Genomic DNA, 13,673 nt, shown 5'->3' with positions numbered 1-13,673 from the left:
GGGCGCTCAGGCGGCGATGGTGCGGTTCCGCCCCTGGCGCTTGGCCTCGTAGAGGGCGGCGTCGGCGGCGGCCAGCAGCTGCTCCGGCCCGGTGGAGACGGCCATGTCGGCCGGCGCCGAGGGGCACCAGGCGGCGATGCCGATGCTGGTGGTGACATGGCCGAGCGGATGGCGAACATGCGGGATGGCCAGCCCGGCGATCGCCTGGCGCACCCGCTCGGCGACGCGGGCGGCGCCGGCGGCCTCGGCGCCGGGCAGGATGACGGCGAATTCCTCGCCGCCATAGCGCGCCGCCACATCGTCCTTGTCGCGGATGCAGCGGCGGATGGCTGCGGCCACCGCGCGCAGCGCCGCATCGCCCGCCTGGTGGCCATACTGGTCGTTGAACAGCTTGAAATGGTCGATGTCGAGCAGCAGCACGGCCAGCGGCGCGCCGCGTTCCACCGCCTGCTGCCAGGCGCGCGCCAGCGCCTCGTCCAGGTGCCGGCGGTTGGCCAGCCCGGTCAGCCCGTCGGTGGTGGCCCGCGTCGACAGCTCCTCCTCCAGGGCGCGGCGGTCGGTGACATCGCGCGAGACGGTGACATAGCCGGCGCCCTCGCCGCTCTCCTGCACCCGCTGCAGCGTGGTCTCGATCCAGGCGGTGGCGCCGTCGTCGCGCGCGACCCGGAAGGCGACCTGGCCGCGGTGGCCGGGGTGGTCGGCCTCGGCCAGCGCCATGGCCAGGGCCGGCCGGTCCTCCTCCAGCGCGACATCGGCGATCGGCCGGCCGAGCAGCGCCTCGGGCGGCACGCCGATCAGCCGCTGCGCCGCCGGCGAGACGTAGCGGAAGCGCCCGTCCGGCCCGAGCCGGGCAACCATGTCCGAGGCATGCTCGGCCAGCAGGCGGAAATGCGCCTCGCTGGCCAGCCGCGCCTGCTCGGCGGCCTGGCGCCGCAGCACCTGGCGGATCAGGTGCAGGCCGAGGGTCAGCGAGGCGATCAGCAGCACCGCCATCACCGCCAGCCTGGCCCAGGCGCGCAGCTTCCAGGCGGCCAGCGCCTCCTGCAGCTCGCGGGCGGCGCCGACGCCGATGCCGTAGGTCGGGCTGATGTGGTAGGCGCCAATGCGCCGCCGCCCGTCGATCGGCGAGATGTAGTCGGTGCGGCCGCTGGGATCGCCCGGCCCGGCCTCGTCATGCTGGGCGAAGTCGAAGCGGCGGCCGAAGGCGCTGACCAGCGAGGGGAAGCGGACGAGCAGCAGCCCGTCGTCGCGGATCAACATCATCGAGCCCCGCCGGCCGAGAGCGAAGCCGCCCAGCCGCTGCTCCAGCGCGCCGAGGTCGAGGGCCGCCACCACCAGCCCGGCGAGCCGGCCATCGGCATCCTCGAAGCGGCGCGACAGCGGGATGATCCAGTCCTCCCCGCCCGGCACGCGCTGCGGGGCGCCGACCAGCAGCTGCCAGCCGGGCCGCGTCAGATGCCGCTGCAGCTCGGCCGCCGGCGCCAGCAGCACGGGCGTGTCGGGCTGCACCACGCCGCCACGCGCGGCGAGGCCGGCCAGCAGCCGGCCCTCGGCATCCTGCAGCGCCAGGCCGCGCAGCAGGGGCTGGGTTTCCAGCTGGCTCCAGAGATGGCCCTGCACCCGGTCCAGCGCCGCCCTGTCGGACTGCATGGCCTGGGCGAAGCCGATCAGCGCCACATCGGCCATGGCGATGCTGCTCTCGGTCTCCTGCGCGACCGAGCGGGCCAGATTGGCCATGCCCTCCTGGATCGAGACGATCTCGTGCCGGCGGCCCGCCGCATAGTTCCACGCCTCCGCGGCGATCACCGCGAGGGCGAGAAACAGCATCAGCAGCAGGGCCTGCCGGCGCAGGGTGGAAGGGTTCATCGCGGGGGCCGCAGCAAATGGCGGCAGAGGGTCGCCGGGCGCGCTTAAGCAAGCGATAAAGCCGCGGGGCTTCCCGCCCCGGCCGGGCGGCGCTAGGCTGCCGTCACCGATCACCCCGCGCCGCAGGAGGGCCGCATGACGTCATACGGCCAGCATACGCCGCGCGGGCCCTTCCCCGCCCCATGGCAGGCTATCGTCATGGGGCAGGCCAGCGGACCGGGCTGAACCAGCCCCGCTTCCTGCCCTTCGGGGCCGTGTCGCCGCCAGGGGACGCGGCGATGGCTGGCCATCGGGCCCGCCGCTGATCGGATTTCTTCACGATGTTGCTGCAAGCCAGCGCTCTGTCGCTCGCGCCGCTGTTCGATGCCCTGAGCTTCTCCCTGTCCGCCGGCGACCGGCTGGGGCTGGTCGCCATCAATGGTGCCGGCAAATCCTCCCTGCTGCGCTGCCTGGCCGGGCAGCAGGCGCCGACCGCCGGCCGCCTGACCCTGGCGCGCGGCGCCACCGCGCTGCTGGTGCCGCAGGAACTGCCCGAGGCGCTCGCCGGGCTGACGCTGGCCGAGGCGCTGCGCCGCGCCATCCCGCCGGCCGAGCGCGCCCACGGCGCCTGGCGGGCCGAGGCCATGCTGGAGGAGCTGGAAGCCCCCGAGGCGCTGCGCGCGACGGCGCTGGGACAGCTCAGCGGCGGCTGGCAGCGGCTGGCGCTGCTGGCGCGCGGGTTCCTGGCCGATCCGGCGCTGCTGCTGCTGGACGAGCCGACCAACCACCTGGACCTGGCGAAGATCGACCTGCTGACCCGCTGGGCCACCGCCCCCGGCGCGCCGGCCCTGGTGGTCGCCAGCCATGACCGCGCCTTCCTCGACGAGGCCTGCCCGCGCACCCTCTTCCTGCGGCCGGCCGATTCCTTCCTGGCGCCCGCGCCCTATGCCCGGGCGGTGCAGCTGCTGGCGGCGCGCGCGGAGGCCCAGGCCGGGCGGGCGGCGCGCGCCGCTGGCGAGGCCGACCGCCTGCGCCGCTCCGCCGCCGAGCTGAAGAATGTCGGGGTCAACCGGCGCAGCGACACGGCGCTGCGGAAATCGGCACAGCTCGGCCGGCGCGCCGCGGTGGTCGAGGCCTCGGCGCCGCCCCCGCCCGCCGCGCCGCGGGCCGGAACGATCCGGCTGGCCGTCGGCGCGCTGCATGCGAAGCGGCTGCTGACCGTCGAGGACCAATGGGTCACCGCCCCCGACGGCAAGCGCCTGTTCCGCAGCGGCGCGCTGGCGATCGGCGCCGGCGAGCGGCTGGTGCTGCTCGGCGCCAATGGCAGCGGCAAGTCGAGCTTCCTGCAGCTGCTGCGCCAGGCCATCGCCAGCCCGCGGCCTGGCATCGCGGCGAGCCCGGCGCTGCGCCCCGGCTACCTGGACCAGGGGCTGGCGCATCTGCCGCCCGACAGCAGCGCCGAGCGGCTGATCGCTGGCCTGACCAGCGGCGGCGACGCGGCCGCCCGCCGCCTGCTGGCCGGCGCCGGCATCCCGGTGCCCGACCAGCAGCGGGAATTGAAAAAAATGTCGCCGGGGCAGCGGGCGCGGCTGGGGCTGCTGGCGCTGCGGCTGCAGGCGCCGAATTTCTTCCTGCTGGACGAGCCGACCAACCACCTGGACATCCCCGGCCGCGAGGCGCTGGAAGAGGCCGTGCTGGAGGCCGAGGCGGCCTGCCTGCTGGTCTCGCATGACCGGCACTGCATCGCCCGCCTCGGCACCCGCTTCCTGCGCATCGAGGGCGGGAAATTGCGGGAAGTCGACGGTCCCGACTGACGACGGTTACTGCGGGCTGGACAGCTTCATCAGCACCAGCCCGCCGACGATCATCAGGGCGGCCAGCACCCGCAGCGGCGTCAGCGCCTCGCCGAGGAACAGCACGCCGATGGTGAAGGCGCCGACCGCGCCGATGCCGGTCCAGAGGGTATAGGCGGTGCCCAGCGGCAGCACCCGCATCGACCAGGACAGCAGGCCGAAGCTGACCAGCATGGCGGCGAAGGTGATGAGGCTGGGCCAGAGCCGGGTGAAGCCGGCCGACTGCTTCATCGCGGTGGCCCAGACCACCTCGAACAGGCCGGCGATCGTCAACAGAATCCAGGCCATGGCGGCCTCCCTGCAGAAGCACCGCCGGGCCGTCCCGGACTTCGATCCGCAGGGGGGGACCCGCCAGGGAGGAGGACGTGGCCTCGCCCTCGCCTCTCAGCATGCGGCGGGCCAGGGGGTCAAGCCGCGCGCCCCCCGTTGCCTTTCGCCGGGCGCCTGTCAGGAATACCGGGGAGAAACGGCAAGGCGCGGATCATGAGCGAGAGCGTGGCACCCAACCTGATCGCGGCGGTGGACGAGGCGCGGCAATGGGACCGGCTGATGCAGATGGCCAGGCTCGGTGCCATCCCGGGCGACGGGGTCAACCGCCCCTGCCTGTCGCCGCTGGACCGCGAGGCGCGCCGCCTTCTTATCAGTTGGGCCGAGGCGCTGGGCCTCACGGTCAGCACCGACGAATTGGGCAACCTCTTCCTGCGGCATGAGGGCACCGATCCCGAGGCCGCGCCGGTGCTGACCGGCAGCCACATGGACAGCCAGCCGAATGGCGGCCGCTTCGACGGCATCTGGGGCGTGCTGGCAGGCCTCGAGGCGGTGCAGGCAATCCGCGAGGCCGGCATCGCCACCCGCCGCCCGATCGAGGTGGTGGCTTGGACCAACGAGGAAGGCGGCCGCTACGCCCCCGGCTGCATGGGCAGCATGGCCTGGTCCGGCTTCGCGAAACCCGACACCTGGGACGCGGTGCTCGATCCCGAGGGCATTCCCTTCCGCGCGGCGCTCGACGAACACCTGGCGCTCGAGGCCGACCTGCCGCGCCGGCCGCTCGGCGCCTATCGCCCGCATGCCTATGTCGAGGCGCATATCGAGCAGGGGCCGCGCCTCGAAGCCGGCGGGCTGGATATCGGCGTGGTCACCGGCATCCAGGGCAGCCGCTGGTTCCTGGTCGAGATCGAGGGCAAGACCGACCATGCCGGCACCACCCCGCTGTCGCAGCGGCAGGACGCGGTGCAGGACATGGTGCGCGCCATCAATGCGCTGAACCAGCTGATGCACGACCCGGCCGACGTGCTGCGCTTCACCGTGGGCAAGGTCGAGGTGTCGCCGAATTCCTCGAACACGGTGGCCGACCGCGCCCGCTTCACCATCGACTTCCGCCACCCGGACAAGGACGTGCTGCTGGCGCGCGGCGCCGCCATCCCCGGCGTCATCCAGGCGGCGCTGAAAGCCTGCCGCGCCACGGTCACCGAGCGTTTCTTCGCCCTGCCGGTCGAGTTCCAGCCGGAGGTGCCGGGCGCCATCGAGCGCGCCGCCCTGGCCCAGGGGCTGAAGCCGCTGCGCATGCCCTCGGGCGCCTTCCACGACGCGCAGTTCCTGGTGCCGCTCTGCCCCTCGGGGATGATCTTCGTGCCCTGCCGCGACGGCGTCAGCCATCACCCGTCGGAATATTCGACGCCGGAGCAGCTGGCGAAGGGGACGCGGGTGCTGGCGGCGGCGCTGCTCGAGCTGGCGGCCTGAAAAAAAGGGGCCTCGCGGCCCCTTCCCTCACCAGCGCCGCGGCGGCCCGCAGTCGAGATGGACGAAACCCTCGCGGCGGTAGAGGCCGACGCCGCCCACCTGCATCTGCGCCGCCGTCCGCGCCACGCCATAGGGGTCGCGCCCCGGCAGGCGGAAATCCGCCGCCATGCCCGACATGTGCAGCGACACGGCGGAAGCCCCGCCGGCGCGGCGCACATTGCGCGCATTGTGCTCCGGCGTGCGGTAGCCGCTGGAGATGACGAAAGCCTCGGCGGCGTCGAGCCGGCCGGCCACCGCGCTCAGCACGTCGAACAGCCGCGGGTCCATCGGCGTCACCTCGGCGGCGGAGAGGTCGCGGAACACCCAGTCCAGCTTGTGCAGCGCCTCGCGGTCATAGCGGCCGTCGCGGAAATAGACGCCCTCGAAACTGTCCTCGGTATAGCTGCGCTCCACCTTGATGCTGCGCACCGGCGGCAGGGTCACGGCGCGCGCCGATCCCGGCACGGCGGCGCAGGCCAGCAGGCCGAGACCCGCGGCGATCACCTCGCGCCGCCCGGCCATGGCCGGATCGCAGCAGGGGCAGTCGCCGGCGGCATGCCGGGGAACAGCGGGACGGGGCGTGGCGAAGCGTCGGAACAGCATCACTCGATTGTCGTACTCGATGGGGTCGTGGGGGTGGCCTGGGCACGGGCGGAGACACCCTCGGCCCGCGCCGGGGTGGCGGCGGCGCGGACCGGCTGGGGCCGGGCCGTCTCGCTGCGCGCCGTCTCGCTGCGGGTGGCTTCGGGCCGCGGCGTGCTGCGCGCCACCGGCGTGCCGGCGCTGGCGGGCGGGGCAACGGGCGCGACCGCCGGGCGGCGCTGGTCGAGCAGGCGCTGATAGGCGGCGTCCAGCCCGTAGATGTCCTGGTGGATGCGCACGCGCCCCTGCTCCACCACGACGGAGTTGTAGGCCAGCCGCACCGGGATGGTGCGCGGCAGGCCGACGAAGCTGGTCTGCCGGCTGTCCAGCGCGCGCTGCGCCCGCGCCCGGTCCCAGCCCGGCACGCCGTCCAGCACCAGCTCCAGCAGCTCCATCGGCTGGCTCAGCCGGATGCAGCCGGAGGACAGCGCGCGGTCGGCGCGGCCGAACAGATGCCGGTCCGGCGTGTCGTGCAGGTAGATGTCGTCGCCATTCGGCATGACGAATTTCAGCCGCCCCAGCGCGCTGACATCGCTGGCATCCTGCCGGACATAGTAGGGAAAGTTGCGGGCGTTCAGGCTGGACCAGTCGATGGTGGTCGGATCGACTTCCACCCTTTCGCCACCCACGGTGGTGAACAGCCGGAAGCCCTTCTCCATCATGGCGCGGGGGTCGCGGCGGAACTTCGGCAGCAGGTCCTCGCGGGCATTGCGCTCGGGCACGCCCCAGGGCGGGTTGAACTGCACCGCCGTCATGCGGACGTTCAGCGGCGGCGTGGCGCGCGCCTGCTTGCCGACCACCACCGCCATGCTCATGGTCTGGCGGTTGCCTTCCATCACCCGCAGGCGGAATTCGGGGATGTTCACCTCGATGCGGCGGCCCGGCGGCGGCGCGCCCTGGCCGCGGCGCAGGTCCATCGCCACGCGGATCTGGCCCAGCCAGGCCTCGGCCGGGCGGTTCAGCAGGCGCTGCGTCGCCGGGCCGACGCGGCCATCGGCTTCCAGGGCGTTCGCCGTCTGCCAGCGGCGCACCGCCGCCTCCAGCGGCGCATCATAGAGCGGCGCCTGCGCCATCTCCGGCGCCGCGGCGATGGCAGCGGCCAGCTCCTGGTCGTCGGCGGCGATGCGGCCGCGCAGCGCGGGAATGCGGAGGGCATCCTCCATGCCGGGGTCGAGCGTGCCGACGCCGGCCGGGATGGTCGGCCAGCCGCCGGCCTCGACCCGGGCGCGGGCGGCCTGCAGCGCCAGGCGCAGCGCCGGCATGTCGGGCGGCAACAGCGCGGCGCGCTCGATCACCTCGGCCGGCTCGGCGCTGCCATAGAGGCTGGTCTGCCACGCGGCCAGCGGCGGCGGCTCGCGGCGGATGTCGGGGCGGCCGGCGATCTCGCGCACCCGGCCCTGCAGCAGGTCGGTCATCGCCGCCAGCGCCGCGGCATAGAGCGCGGCGACATAGCCGTTCGGGTCGGCGGCGGCGCGCGCATCCTCGGGGATGTCGTAGTAGCGCGGCGTCAGCCCGTCCGCGTCCAGCGCCCGCAGCCGGGCGGCCAGCCGCAGCAGCGCCTCCCAGCCCGGCTGCGCCGCGCCCGCCGGCACCGGCGCGGCGGCGAGGGCCGGACCGCTCAGCGCGGGCAGGCCCAGGACCGGCAGGCCGAGGGTGAACAGCAAAGCGGACAGGTCTCTGCGGCGCATGACGCCTCCATAACAGGGGGCCGTCCGCCCCCGCCAGTCTTGATACACCGTTGTTACGCGCCGGTGGAGAGGCTTGAAAGGGCTGACGATGCCTTATCCGCAGGGCCCAACGGAGGCTTGACCGGCCGGCGATGCTGCGCCGCAGGGGCGGCCCGGCCGGCAGTGCCGGCCAGGCTGCCGCTGGCCTATTTCTTTCCGCCCTTCAGCACCGCGAAGGGGTTGGGCCGGGCCGGCGCCTCTGCCGCGGCGGCGTCCTCCTCGTCATCGAGGTCGGCCTCCGGCAGGACGGCGCCCGGGGCCCGCGGATAGGGATCGAGCGCCAGCGACAGCTGCTCGGCCAGGGGCTCGCCCAGCTCGATGCTGCCGCGCTCGGTCTCGATCTCGTCCGGGCCTTCCGGATCATCGGTGGCGTCGCGCCCCGGCGGCAGGATGCGCAGGTCGACCGCCTCCTCCACCGCCTGCTCGACCGGCTCCAGCGTGACGACGCAGCTCTGCACCACCTGCGCCTTCAGCTGGCCGCGGCAGCGGATGGTGCCGCCGCGCTCATGCTCGAGCTGCAGCTCGACCGAGAAGGCATGGATCGCCGGGATGTCGAAGCGCTTCGCCAGCGCCGCGCATTCGGCGGGCGTCGCGGTCCAGGCCTGGCGGCGCCCCTCGGGGCCGATCGCCCCCCAGGGCAGGGTGCGGGAGAATTCCAGGACCGGATCAGGGGTGGTCATGACGAAGCATCCTCGGGGGCGGCGAAGCGCGCCTCGCCAGCCAGGAATTGGGACATCCCCTGCCGCGCCAGCAGGGCATCCGTGGAGAAGGCCAGCGCGGCCAGGGCGGCGGGCTCCGCCGCCCCATCGGCCAGGGTGCCGCGCCAGACATTGCGGGCCAGGGCGGCGGCCAGCGCCACCGGGTCGCCCGCCTCGAGCGGCGCCTCATAGGCCTGGGCCCGGCCGTGGAAGGCCTCCCACATGGTCTTCACCCGGCGGGCGATGGACATGTCGCCCACGCCCATTTCCCGCAGGTTGAAATCCATGTCGGCGAACATGGCGTCGAACACCGCCTGGGCCAGGGCGGCGCCGCGCCGGTCGGGATCGCGGTGCAGCCGGCGGATCAGCAGGGCCACCTGCAGGCCGATCAGGTCGAAGCGGCCGTCCAGCGTGTCGGGCACGCCCAGCCGCGCGAAGAAGGCCGGATGGCGGGCGGCGCGCACGGCGGCGCCATACAGCTCGAAACCCGTCCGTTCATGCGGTCGGCGGCGGAACAGGCCGAACAGGGCCATGGTCGGAACGGCTCCCCAATGGCGGCGCATGCAGGCGCCGGTTGACCCCGGTGCGGGGCGGTGGCAATCGGGCATGCAGATGGACTGCATCCCCGCGCCGGTCAATCCGACGGCGCGCGGGGCCTGGCCAAGAGGAATTTGGGCGCCCGTGACCAGCGACACCTCCTGCAGCAAGCTGAACCGCCGGCCGACGCGCAGCCGCGCCCGGGCGGCGCTGCTCGCCCTCGCCCTGGCGCTGCCCGCCGCCGGCTGCTCGGTCTTCGAGGCGCCGCCGGTGCAGCGCGGCAACAAGGCCGATCCGGATCTGCTGGCGCAGCTCTCGCCCGGCGTGCAGACCCAGGCCGATGTGCAGGCGCTGCTGGGCCCGCCCAGCGCCACCGGCACCTTCGACCGCAACCACTGGTACTATATCAGCGCGACCACCCGGCTGCGCCCCGGCAGCCATGGCGCGGTCGAGAACCAGCGCGTCGTGGTCATGACCTTCGACGATGGCGGCACCCTGCGCCAGATCCGCGAGCTGGGCGAAGGCGACATGCGGACCGATGTCGGCATGGTCGAGCGCACCACCCCGGTGCCGGGCACCGAGCGCACCGTGCTGCAGGCGCTGTTCGGCAATATCGGCCGCGTCGGTGCGGGCGGGCTGACCGCCCAGGATGCGGGTCCGGGCGGCGGTCCGGGGCGGTAAAACCGGATAAAGGCCAGGGGAATGAATTCCCCTGGACCCCATCTTTTTTCTTTCAGACTGCCGTGTCCAGGTGGCGACAGGACGTGCAACGGCCCCTCGACAGCGCGACCTGACAGGTCGCGCTGTTTTCGTGTCAGAAGTGGCTCCAGCCGCCCGGCCCGGCCGGCAGGGCGACGCCCGCCTCGTCCACCACCGCGACCGCCGGCTCGCCCGCGGCGAAACGCCCGATGCGGGTGACCGCGACGCCGGCCTCGCGCGCCCGTGCCTCGATGGCGGGCCCGGCCTCCGGCGGCGCGGCGAATAGCAGCTCGTAATCGTCGCCGCCGGTGAGCAGCTTCGGCCGCAGCGTGGCATCGGCCGCGACCAGCGCCGCGGCCGGGACCGAGAGCGGCACCGCCGCCGCCTCGATCCGGGCGGCCAGCCGGCTGGCGCGGCAGAGATGGCCGAGATCCTGCAGCAGCCCGTCCGAGACATCCATCGCGGCATGCGCCAGCCCGACCAGGCCGAGGCCCAGCGCCAGCCGCGGCCGCGGCAGCCGGTAGCGCTCGGCCAGGAAGGCCTCCATCGGCAGCCGGCCCTGCAGCACGGCCAGGCCCAGATAGCCGTCGCCGATGCTGCCCGAGACCCAGATCTCGTCGCCCGGCCGGGCGCCGTCGCGCCGCAGCGCGGTGCCGGGGGCGACATGGCCGAGGATGGTCAGCGACAGGTGGATCGGCCCGGGCGTCGAGACGGTGTCGCCGCCCAGCACGCCCAGGCCGAATTCCTGCTGGTCCAGCGCCAGGCCGGCGGCGAAGCCCTCGATCCAGGCATCGGGGGTGCCGCGCGGCAGGCCGACGGTCAGCAGATAGCCGAGCGGCGCCGCGCCCATGGCGGCCAGGTCGGAGAGGTTGCTGCGCAGCAGCTTGCGCCCGATGGTCTCGGCCGGGTCGTCGGGCAGGAAGTGGACGCCGGCGACCATGGCATCCGCCGCGAGCACCAGCTCGCGCCCCGGCGGCGGCGTCAGCAGGGCCGCGTCATCGGTCAGCCCGAGGCCGCCGGGCGACGCGAGCGGCGCGAAATGTCGGGCGATGAGGGAGAATTCGGCAGGAAGCGTCATGGCTGTCGCCTCCTTGCCTTAACGGGCAGAAAAAAGAAGGGGGCCTGGGGGAATTCCTTCCCCCAGCCTTGCCTTGCTTTGCCTACTTCTGGAACTCGCCCGCCCTGAGCGACCGCGCCATGGCGTCGAGCACGCCATTGGCAAACCGCGGCTCCTCCCCCGAGAAGAAGCCGTGGGCGATGTCCATGTATTCGTTGATCACGACGCGGGCCGGCGGCTCCGCCCCGGCGGAGAGCTCGTAGGCCGCCGCGCGCAGCAGGGCGCGCAGCACCGGGTCGAGCCGGGGGACGGTCCATTCGCCCTGCAGGTGGCCCTGCAGGATCGCGTCCAGCGTCTCGCCCTGCCCGGCCACGCCGCGCACCACCTTGGTGAAGAGCGGCACGTCGGCCAGTGGGATGCGGCCATCCTCGAAGCCGCCGGCATCGGGGCCGATGCGGAAGCGGACGAACTGGTCCAGCACGGTCTCGGCCGATTCGGCGTTGATATCGGACTGGAACAGCGCCTGGATGGCGGCAACGCGGGAGCCGGTGCGCGGGCGGCCGGCGACAGGCTGCTTCGGGGCGGGCTTCTTCGGCGCGCCCTTCGGGGTGTCGCTCATGCCAGCCCCCAGCGGCGCGCCAGGATGATCTGCTGCAGCACGGCCTGCACCGCCTCGCCACCCTTGTTGTGGTGGTCGTCGGCGCTGCGCGCCTCGGCCTGGGCCAGGTTCTCAACGGTCAGCAGGCCGAAGCCCAGCGGCACGCCGGTCTCGCCGCTGATGTCCATGACGCCCTGGCAGACGGCGTCGCAGATGAACTGGTAGTGGTCGGTCTCGCCCTTCACCACGCAGCCGAGGAGGAGGAAGCCGTCCCAGGTGATGGTGCCGGCCTCGGCCGAGCGGCGGATCGCCATGCGCAGCGCCGCCGGCAGCTCATAGGCGCCGGCGACGTCGACGACGTCCATGCTGGCGCCGATCTGCGTCAGGATCTTCTCGGCGCCACGGCGCATGCCGCCCACGACCGCCTCGTAATAGGGGGCCTGGATCAGCAGGATGCGCGGCGGGCGGCCGGGGATGGTGGGGATGGCGCGTTCCGGCGCGTCGGCGGTGCTCATGCGGCGCCTGCTTCCTCGATGGGGCGGGTCTCGGCCACGGTCAGCCCGTAGCCTTCCAGCCCGACAATGGCCTTGGGATGGTTGGTCAGCAGCAGCATCTCGCGCACGCCGAGATCGGCCAGGATCTGCGCGCCGATGCCGTAGTCGCGCAGCTCCGCGCCGGGGCCGCGGGCGCGGCCGGCGCGCAGCCGCTCGGAGAGCGAGGTCGGCTTGACGTCGCGGATCAGCACCACGACGCCGCGGCCGAGATCGGCGATGGCGGCCATGGCGCGGTGCAGCTCGCCCGAGCCGCTGGTGCCGACGATGTCGGTGAACAGGTTCACCGCATGCATGCGCACCGGCACCGGGCCGGGCCGCGCCAGGTCGCCCTTCACCAGCGCGACATGCTCGCCGTATTCCAGCGTGTTGGCATAGACGACGACGCGCCACTCGCCGCCGGGCAGGTCGGTCAGGCGGGAATCCTCGACCCGCTTGACCAGCCGCTCGGTGCGGCGGCGATGGCCGATCAGGTCGGCGATGGTGCCGAGCTTCAGCCCGTGATGCTGGGCGAAGGCCACCAGGTCCGGCATGCGGGCCATGGTGCCGTCCTCGTTCATGATCTCGCAGATCACGCCGGCGGGGTTCAGGCCGGCGAGGCGCGAGAAGTCCACGGCCGCCTCGGTATGGCCGGCGCGGACCAGCGTGCCGCCCTCGCGCGCCACCAGCGGGAAGACATGGCCCGGGGTGACGATGTCGTCGCGGCGGCTTTCCGGGTTGATGGCGACCGCGACCGTGCGGGCGCGGTCGGCAGCCGAGATGCCGGTGGTCACCCCTTCCCGCGCCTCGATCGAGACGGTGAAGGCGGTCTGGTGCCGGGTGCCGTTGCTCTGCGCCATCAGCGGCAGGCCAAGCTGCTCGACCCGGCTCTTGGCCATGGCCAGGCAGATCAGGCCGCGGGCGTGGCGGGCCATGAAGTTGATGGCATCCGGCGTCGCGAACTGCGCCGGGATCACCAGGTCGCCCTCGTTCTCGCGGTCCTCGTCATCGACCAGGATGAACATGCGGCCGCGGCGGGCCTCCTCCAGCAGCTCCTCGGTGGGGCTGATGAAGTCGGCGAAGGAGGTCTGCTGCGTCTGGACAGTCATGCGTTGAACTCCCGCAGCCGGGCGACGTAGCGCGCCAGCATGTCGATCTCGATATTCACCTGTCGGCCCGGCGCCAGCTCGCCCAGCGTGGTCACGGCGGCGGTATGGGGGATCAGGTTGACCCCGAAATCCAGCCCCTCGACCTCGTTCACCGTCAGCGAGACGCCCTCGATGGTGATCGAGCCCTTCTGGGCGACGAAGCGCGCCAGCTCGCTCGGCAGCCGGAAACGGCAACGGAGCGACCCGTTCTCGTGGGTCGCCGAAAGAAGCGCGGCCACGCCATCGACATGGCCGGAGACGACATGGCCGCCCATCTCGTCGCCCATCTTCAGCGCGCGCTCGAGGTTGATGCGGCTGCCCTCGCGCCACTGGCCGAGCGTGGTCTTGCTCAGAGTCTCGGCCGAGACCTCCACCGTGAAGCGGTTCTCCTCCAGCGTGACCACGGTCAGGCAGCAGCCGGAGCAGGCGATGGAGGCGCCGATCTCGGCGCCGGCCAGCCAGCCCTGCGGCGTGGCCAAGGCGAGCCGCATGTCGTGGCCGGCGCCGATCGGCTCGATGGCGGCAACGGTGCCGGTGGCGGTGATGATCCCGGTGAACAT

General features: G+C 73.3%; 14 protein-coding genes. 3 read left to right on the top strand and 11 right to left on the bottom strand.

Going from position 1 to position 13,673, the window contains the following annotated elements; all coding sequences use genetic code 11:
* Positions 1-6: 6 nt before the first annotated feature.
* Positions 7-1,866, bottom strand: coding sequence for a diguanylate cyclase domain-containing protein (locus WFI16_RS04655; protein ID WP_419896620.1), 1,860 nt, complete (start codon positions 1,864-1,866; stop codon positions 7-9).
* Between the two features lie 320 nt (positions 1,867-2,186).
* Between WFI16_RS04655 and WFI16_RS04650 the strand changes: the two genes are divergently transcribed.
* Positions 2,187-3,659 (top strand): ATP-binding cassette domain-containing protein, encoded by a 1,473-nt coding sequence (locus WFI16_RS04650; protein ID WP_419896619.1) that lies wholly within the window; start codon positions 2,187-2,189, stop codon positions 3,657-3,659.
* A 6-nt stretch (positions 3,660-3,665) separates the two neighbouring features.
* Here the strand turns inward: WFI16_RS04650 and WFI16_RS04645 are convergent, their stop codons facing one another.
* Positions 3,666-3,986 (bottom strand): DMT family transporter, encoded by a 321-nt coding sequence (locus WFI16_RS04645; protein WP_419896618.1) that lies wholly within the window; start codon positions 3,984-3,986, stop codon positions 3,666-3,668.
* Positions 3,987-4,181: 195 nt separating this feature from the next.
* Here WFI16_RS04645 and WFI16_RS04640 point away from each other — a divergent pair, with 195 nt between their 5' ends.
* Positions 4,182-5,438, top strand: a complete 1,257-nt coding sequence (locus WFI16_RS04640) for a M20 family metallo-hydrolase (RefSeq protein WP_419896617.1) — start codon at positions 4,182-4,184, stop codon at positions 5,436-5,438.
* Between the two features lie 27 nt (positions 5,439-5,465).
* Here the strand turns inward: WFI16_RS04640 and WFI16_RS04635 are convergent, their stop codons facing one another.
* The 4 genes from WFI16_RS04635 to WFI16_RS04620 form a co-directional block, all read right to left on the bottom strand.
* Positions 5,466-6,080: a YcbK family protein gene (locus tag WFI16_RS04635; RefSeq protein WP_419896616.1), complete on the bottom strand. Its 615-nt coding sequence runs from the start codon at positions 6,078-6,080 to the stop codon at positions 5,466-5,468.
* The gene (locus tag WFI16_RS04630) at positions 6,080-7,807 is read right to left on the bottom strand and encodes a L,D-transpeptidase family protein (protein WP_419896615.1); all 1,728 of its coding nucleotides are present in this window, start codon (positions 7,805-7,807) and stop codon (positions 6,080-6,082) included. Before WFI16_RS04630 ends, WFI16_RS04635 begins: the two co-directional genes overlap by 1 nt.
* 185 nt (positions 7,808-7,992) lie before the next feature.
* Positions 7,993-8,526, bottom strand: coding sequence for a YceD family protein (locus tag WFI16_RS04625; RefSeq protein WP_419896614.1), 534 nt, complete (start codon positions 8,524-8,526; stop codon positions 7,993-7,995).
* Positions 8,523-9,077 carry a ubiquinol-cytochrome C chaperone family protein gene (locus WFI16_RS04620; RefSeq protein WP_419896613.1) on the bottom strand — a complete coding sequence of 185 codons (555 nt, stop codon included), beginning with the start codon at positions 9,075-9,077 and terminating at the stop codon, positions 8,523-8,525. Before WFI16_RS04620 ends, WFI16_RS04625 begins: the two co-directional genes overlap by 4 nt.
* A 148-nt stretch (positions 9,078-9,225) precedes the next feature.
* Here WFI16_RS04620 and WFI16_RS04615 point away from each other — a divergent pair, with 148 nt between their 5' ends.
* Positions 9,226-9,762 carry an outer membrane protein assembly factor BamE gene (locus WFI16_RS04615; protein ID WP_419896612.1) on the top strand — a complete coding sequence of 179 codons (537 nt, stop codon included), beginning with the start codon at positions 9,226-9,228 and terminating at the stop codon, positions 9,760-9,762.
* A gap of 133 nt (positions 9,763-9,895) precedes the next feature.
* On the opposite strand, the gene thiL is transcribed toward WFI16_RS04615, so the two are convergent.
* The 5 genes from thiL to WFI16_RS04590 all read right to left on the bottom strand — a co-directional run bounded on the left by thiL (position 9,896) and on the right by WFI16_RS04590 (position 13,673).
* Positions 9,896-10,858: a thiamine-phosphate kinase gene (gene thiL / locus WFI16_RS04610; RefSeq protein ID WP_419896611.1), complete on the bottom strand. Its 963-nt coding sequence runs from the start codon at positions 10,856-10,858 to the stop codon at positions 9,896-9,898.
* 82 nt (positions 10,859-10,940) lie between these two features.
* Positions 10,941-11,456: a transcription antitermination factor NusB gene (gene nusB, locus WFI16_RS04605; RefSeq protein WP_419896610.1), complete on the bottom strand. Its 516-nt coding sequence runs from the start codon at positions 11,454-11,456 to the stop codon at positions 10,941-10,943.
* On the bottom strand, positions 11,453-11,950 hold the full coding sequence (gene ribH / locus WFI16_RS04600) for a 6,7-dimethyl-8-ribityllumazine synthase (protein ID WP_419896609.1): 498 nt from the start codon (positions 11,948-11,950) through the stop codon (positions 11,453-11,455). The genes nusB and ribH overlap by 4 nt, the downstream gene beginning before the upstream one ends.
* Entirely contained in the window at positions 11,947-13,074 is a 1,128-nt protein-coding gene (ribB, locus tag WFI16_RS04595; RefSeq protein ID WP_419896608.1) for a 3,4-dihydroxy-2-butanone-4-phosphate synthase, read from the bottom strand. Before ribB ends, ribH begins: the two co-directional genes overlap by 4 nt.
* Complete coding sequence (locus WFI16_RS04590; RefSeq protein WP_419896607.1) at positions 13,071-13,673, bottom strand: riboflavin synthase; 603 nt, start codon at positions 13,671-13,673, stop codon at positions 13,071-13,073. Before WFI16_RS04590 ends, ribB begins: the two co-directional genes overlap by 4 nt.

This window comes from Roseomonas sp. USHLN139 (genome assembly GCF_037145735.1).
Taxonomy (GTDB): Bacteria; Pseudomonadota; Alphaproteobacteria; order Acetobacterales; family Acetobacteraceae; genus Pseudoroseomonas.
This window is presented reverse-complemented; position numbering and strand designations above follow the sequence as displayed.

Bases quoted from the DNA above. Each gene is read 5' to 3' on its own strand.
- WFI16_RS04620 (WP_419896613.1), bottom strand. From the start codon at position 9,077: ATGGCCCTGTTCGGCCTGTTCCGCCGCCGACCGCATGAACGGACGGGT.
- nusB (WP_419896610.1), bottom strand. From the start codon at position 11,456: ATGAGCGACACCCCGAAGGGCGCGCCGAAGAAGCCCGCCCCGAAGCAG.
- WFI16_RS04590 (WP_419896607.1), bottom strand. From the start codon at position 13,673: ATGTTCACCGGGATCATCACCGCCACCGGCACCGTTGCCGCCATCGAG.
- WFI16_RS04635 (WP_419896616.1), bottom strand. From the start codon at position 6,080: ATGCTGTTCCGACGCTTCGCCACGCCCCGTCCCGCTGTTCCCCGGCAT.
- WFI16_RS04655 (WP_419896620.1), bottom strand. From the start codon at position 1,866: ATGAACCCTTCCACCCTGCGCCGGCAGGCCCTGCTGCTGATGCTGTTT.
- thiL (WP_419896611.1), bottom strand. From the start codon at position 10,858: ATGACGCTTCCTGCCGAATTCTCCCTCATCGCCCGACATTTCGCGCCG.
- WFI16_RS04640 (WP_419896617.1), top strand. From the start codon at position 4,182: ATGAGCGAGAGCGTGGCACCCAACCTGATCGCGGCGGTGGACGAGGCG.
- WFI16_RS04650 (WP_419896619.1), top strand. From the start codon at position 2,187: ATGTTGCTGCAAGCCAGCGCTCTGTCGCTCGCGCCGCTGTTCGATGCC.
- ribH (WP_419896609.1), bottom strand. From the start codon at position 11,950: ATGAGCACCGCCGACGCGCCGGAACGCGCCATCCCCACCATCCCCGGC.
- ribB (WP_419896608.1), bottom strand. From the start codon at position 13,074: ATGACTGTCCAGACGCAGCAGACCTCCTTCGCCGACTTCATCAGCCCC.
- WFI16_RS04625 (WP_419896614.1), bottom strand. From the start codon at position 8,526: ATGACCACCCCTGATCCGGTCCTGGAATTCTCCCGCACCCTGCCCTGG.
- WFI16_RS04645 (WP_419896618.1), bottom strand. From the start codon at position 3,986: ATGGCCTGGATTCTGTTGACGATCGCCGGCCTGTTCGAGGTGGTCTGG.
- WFI16_RS04630 (WP_419896615.1), bottom strand. From the start codon at position 7,807: ATGCGCCGCAGAGACCTGTCCGCTTTGCTGTTCACCCTCGGCCTGCCG.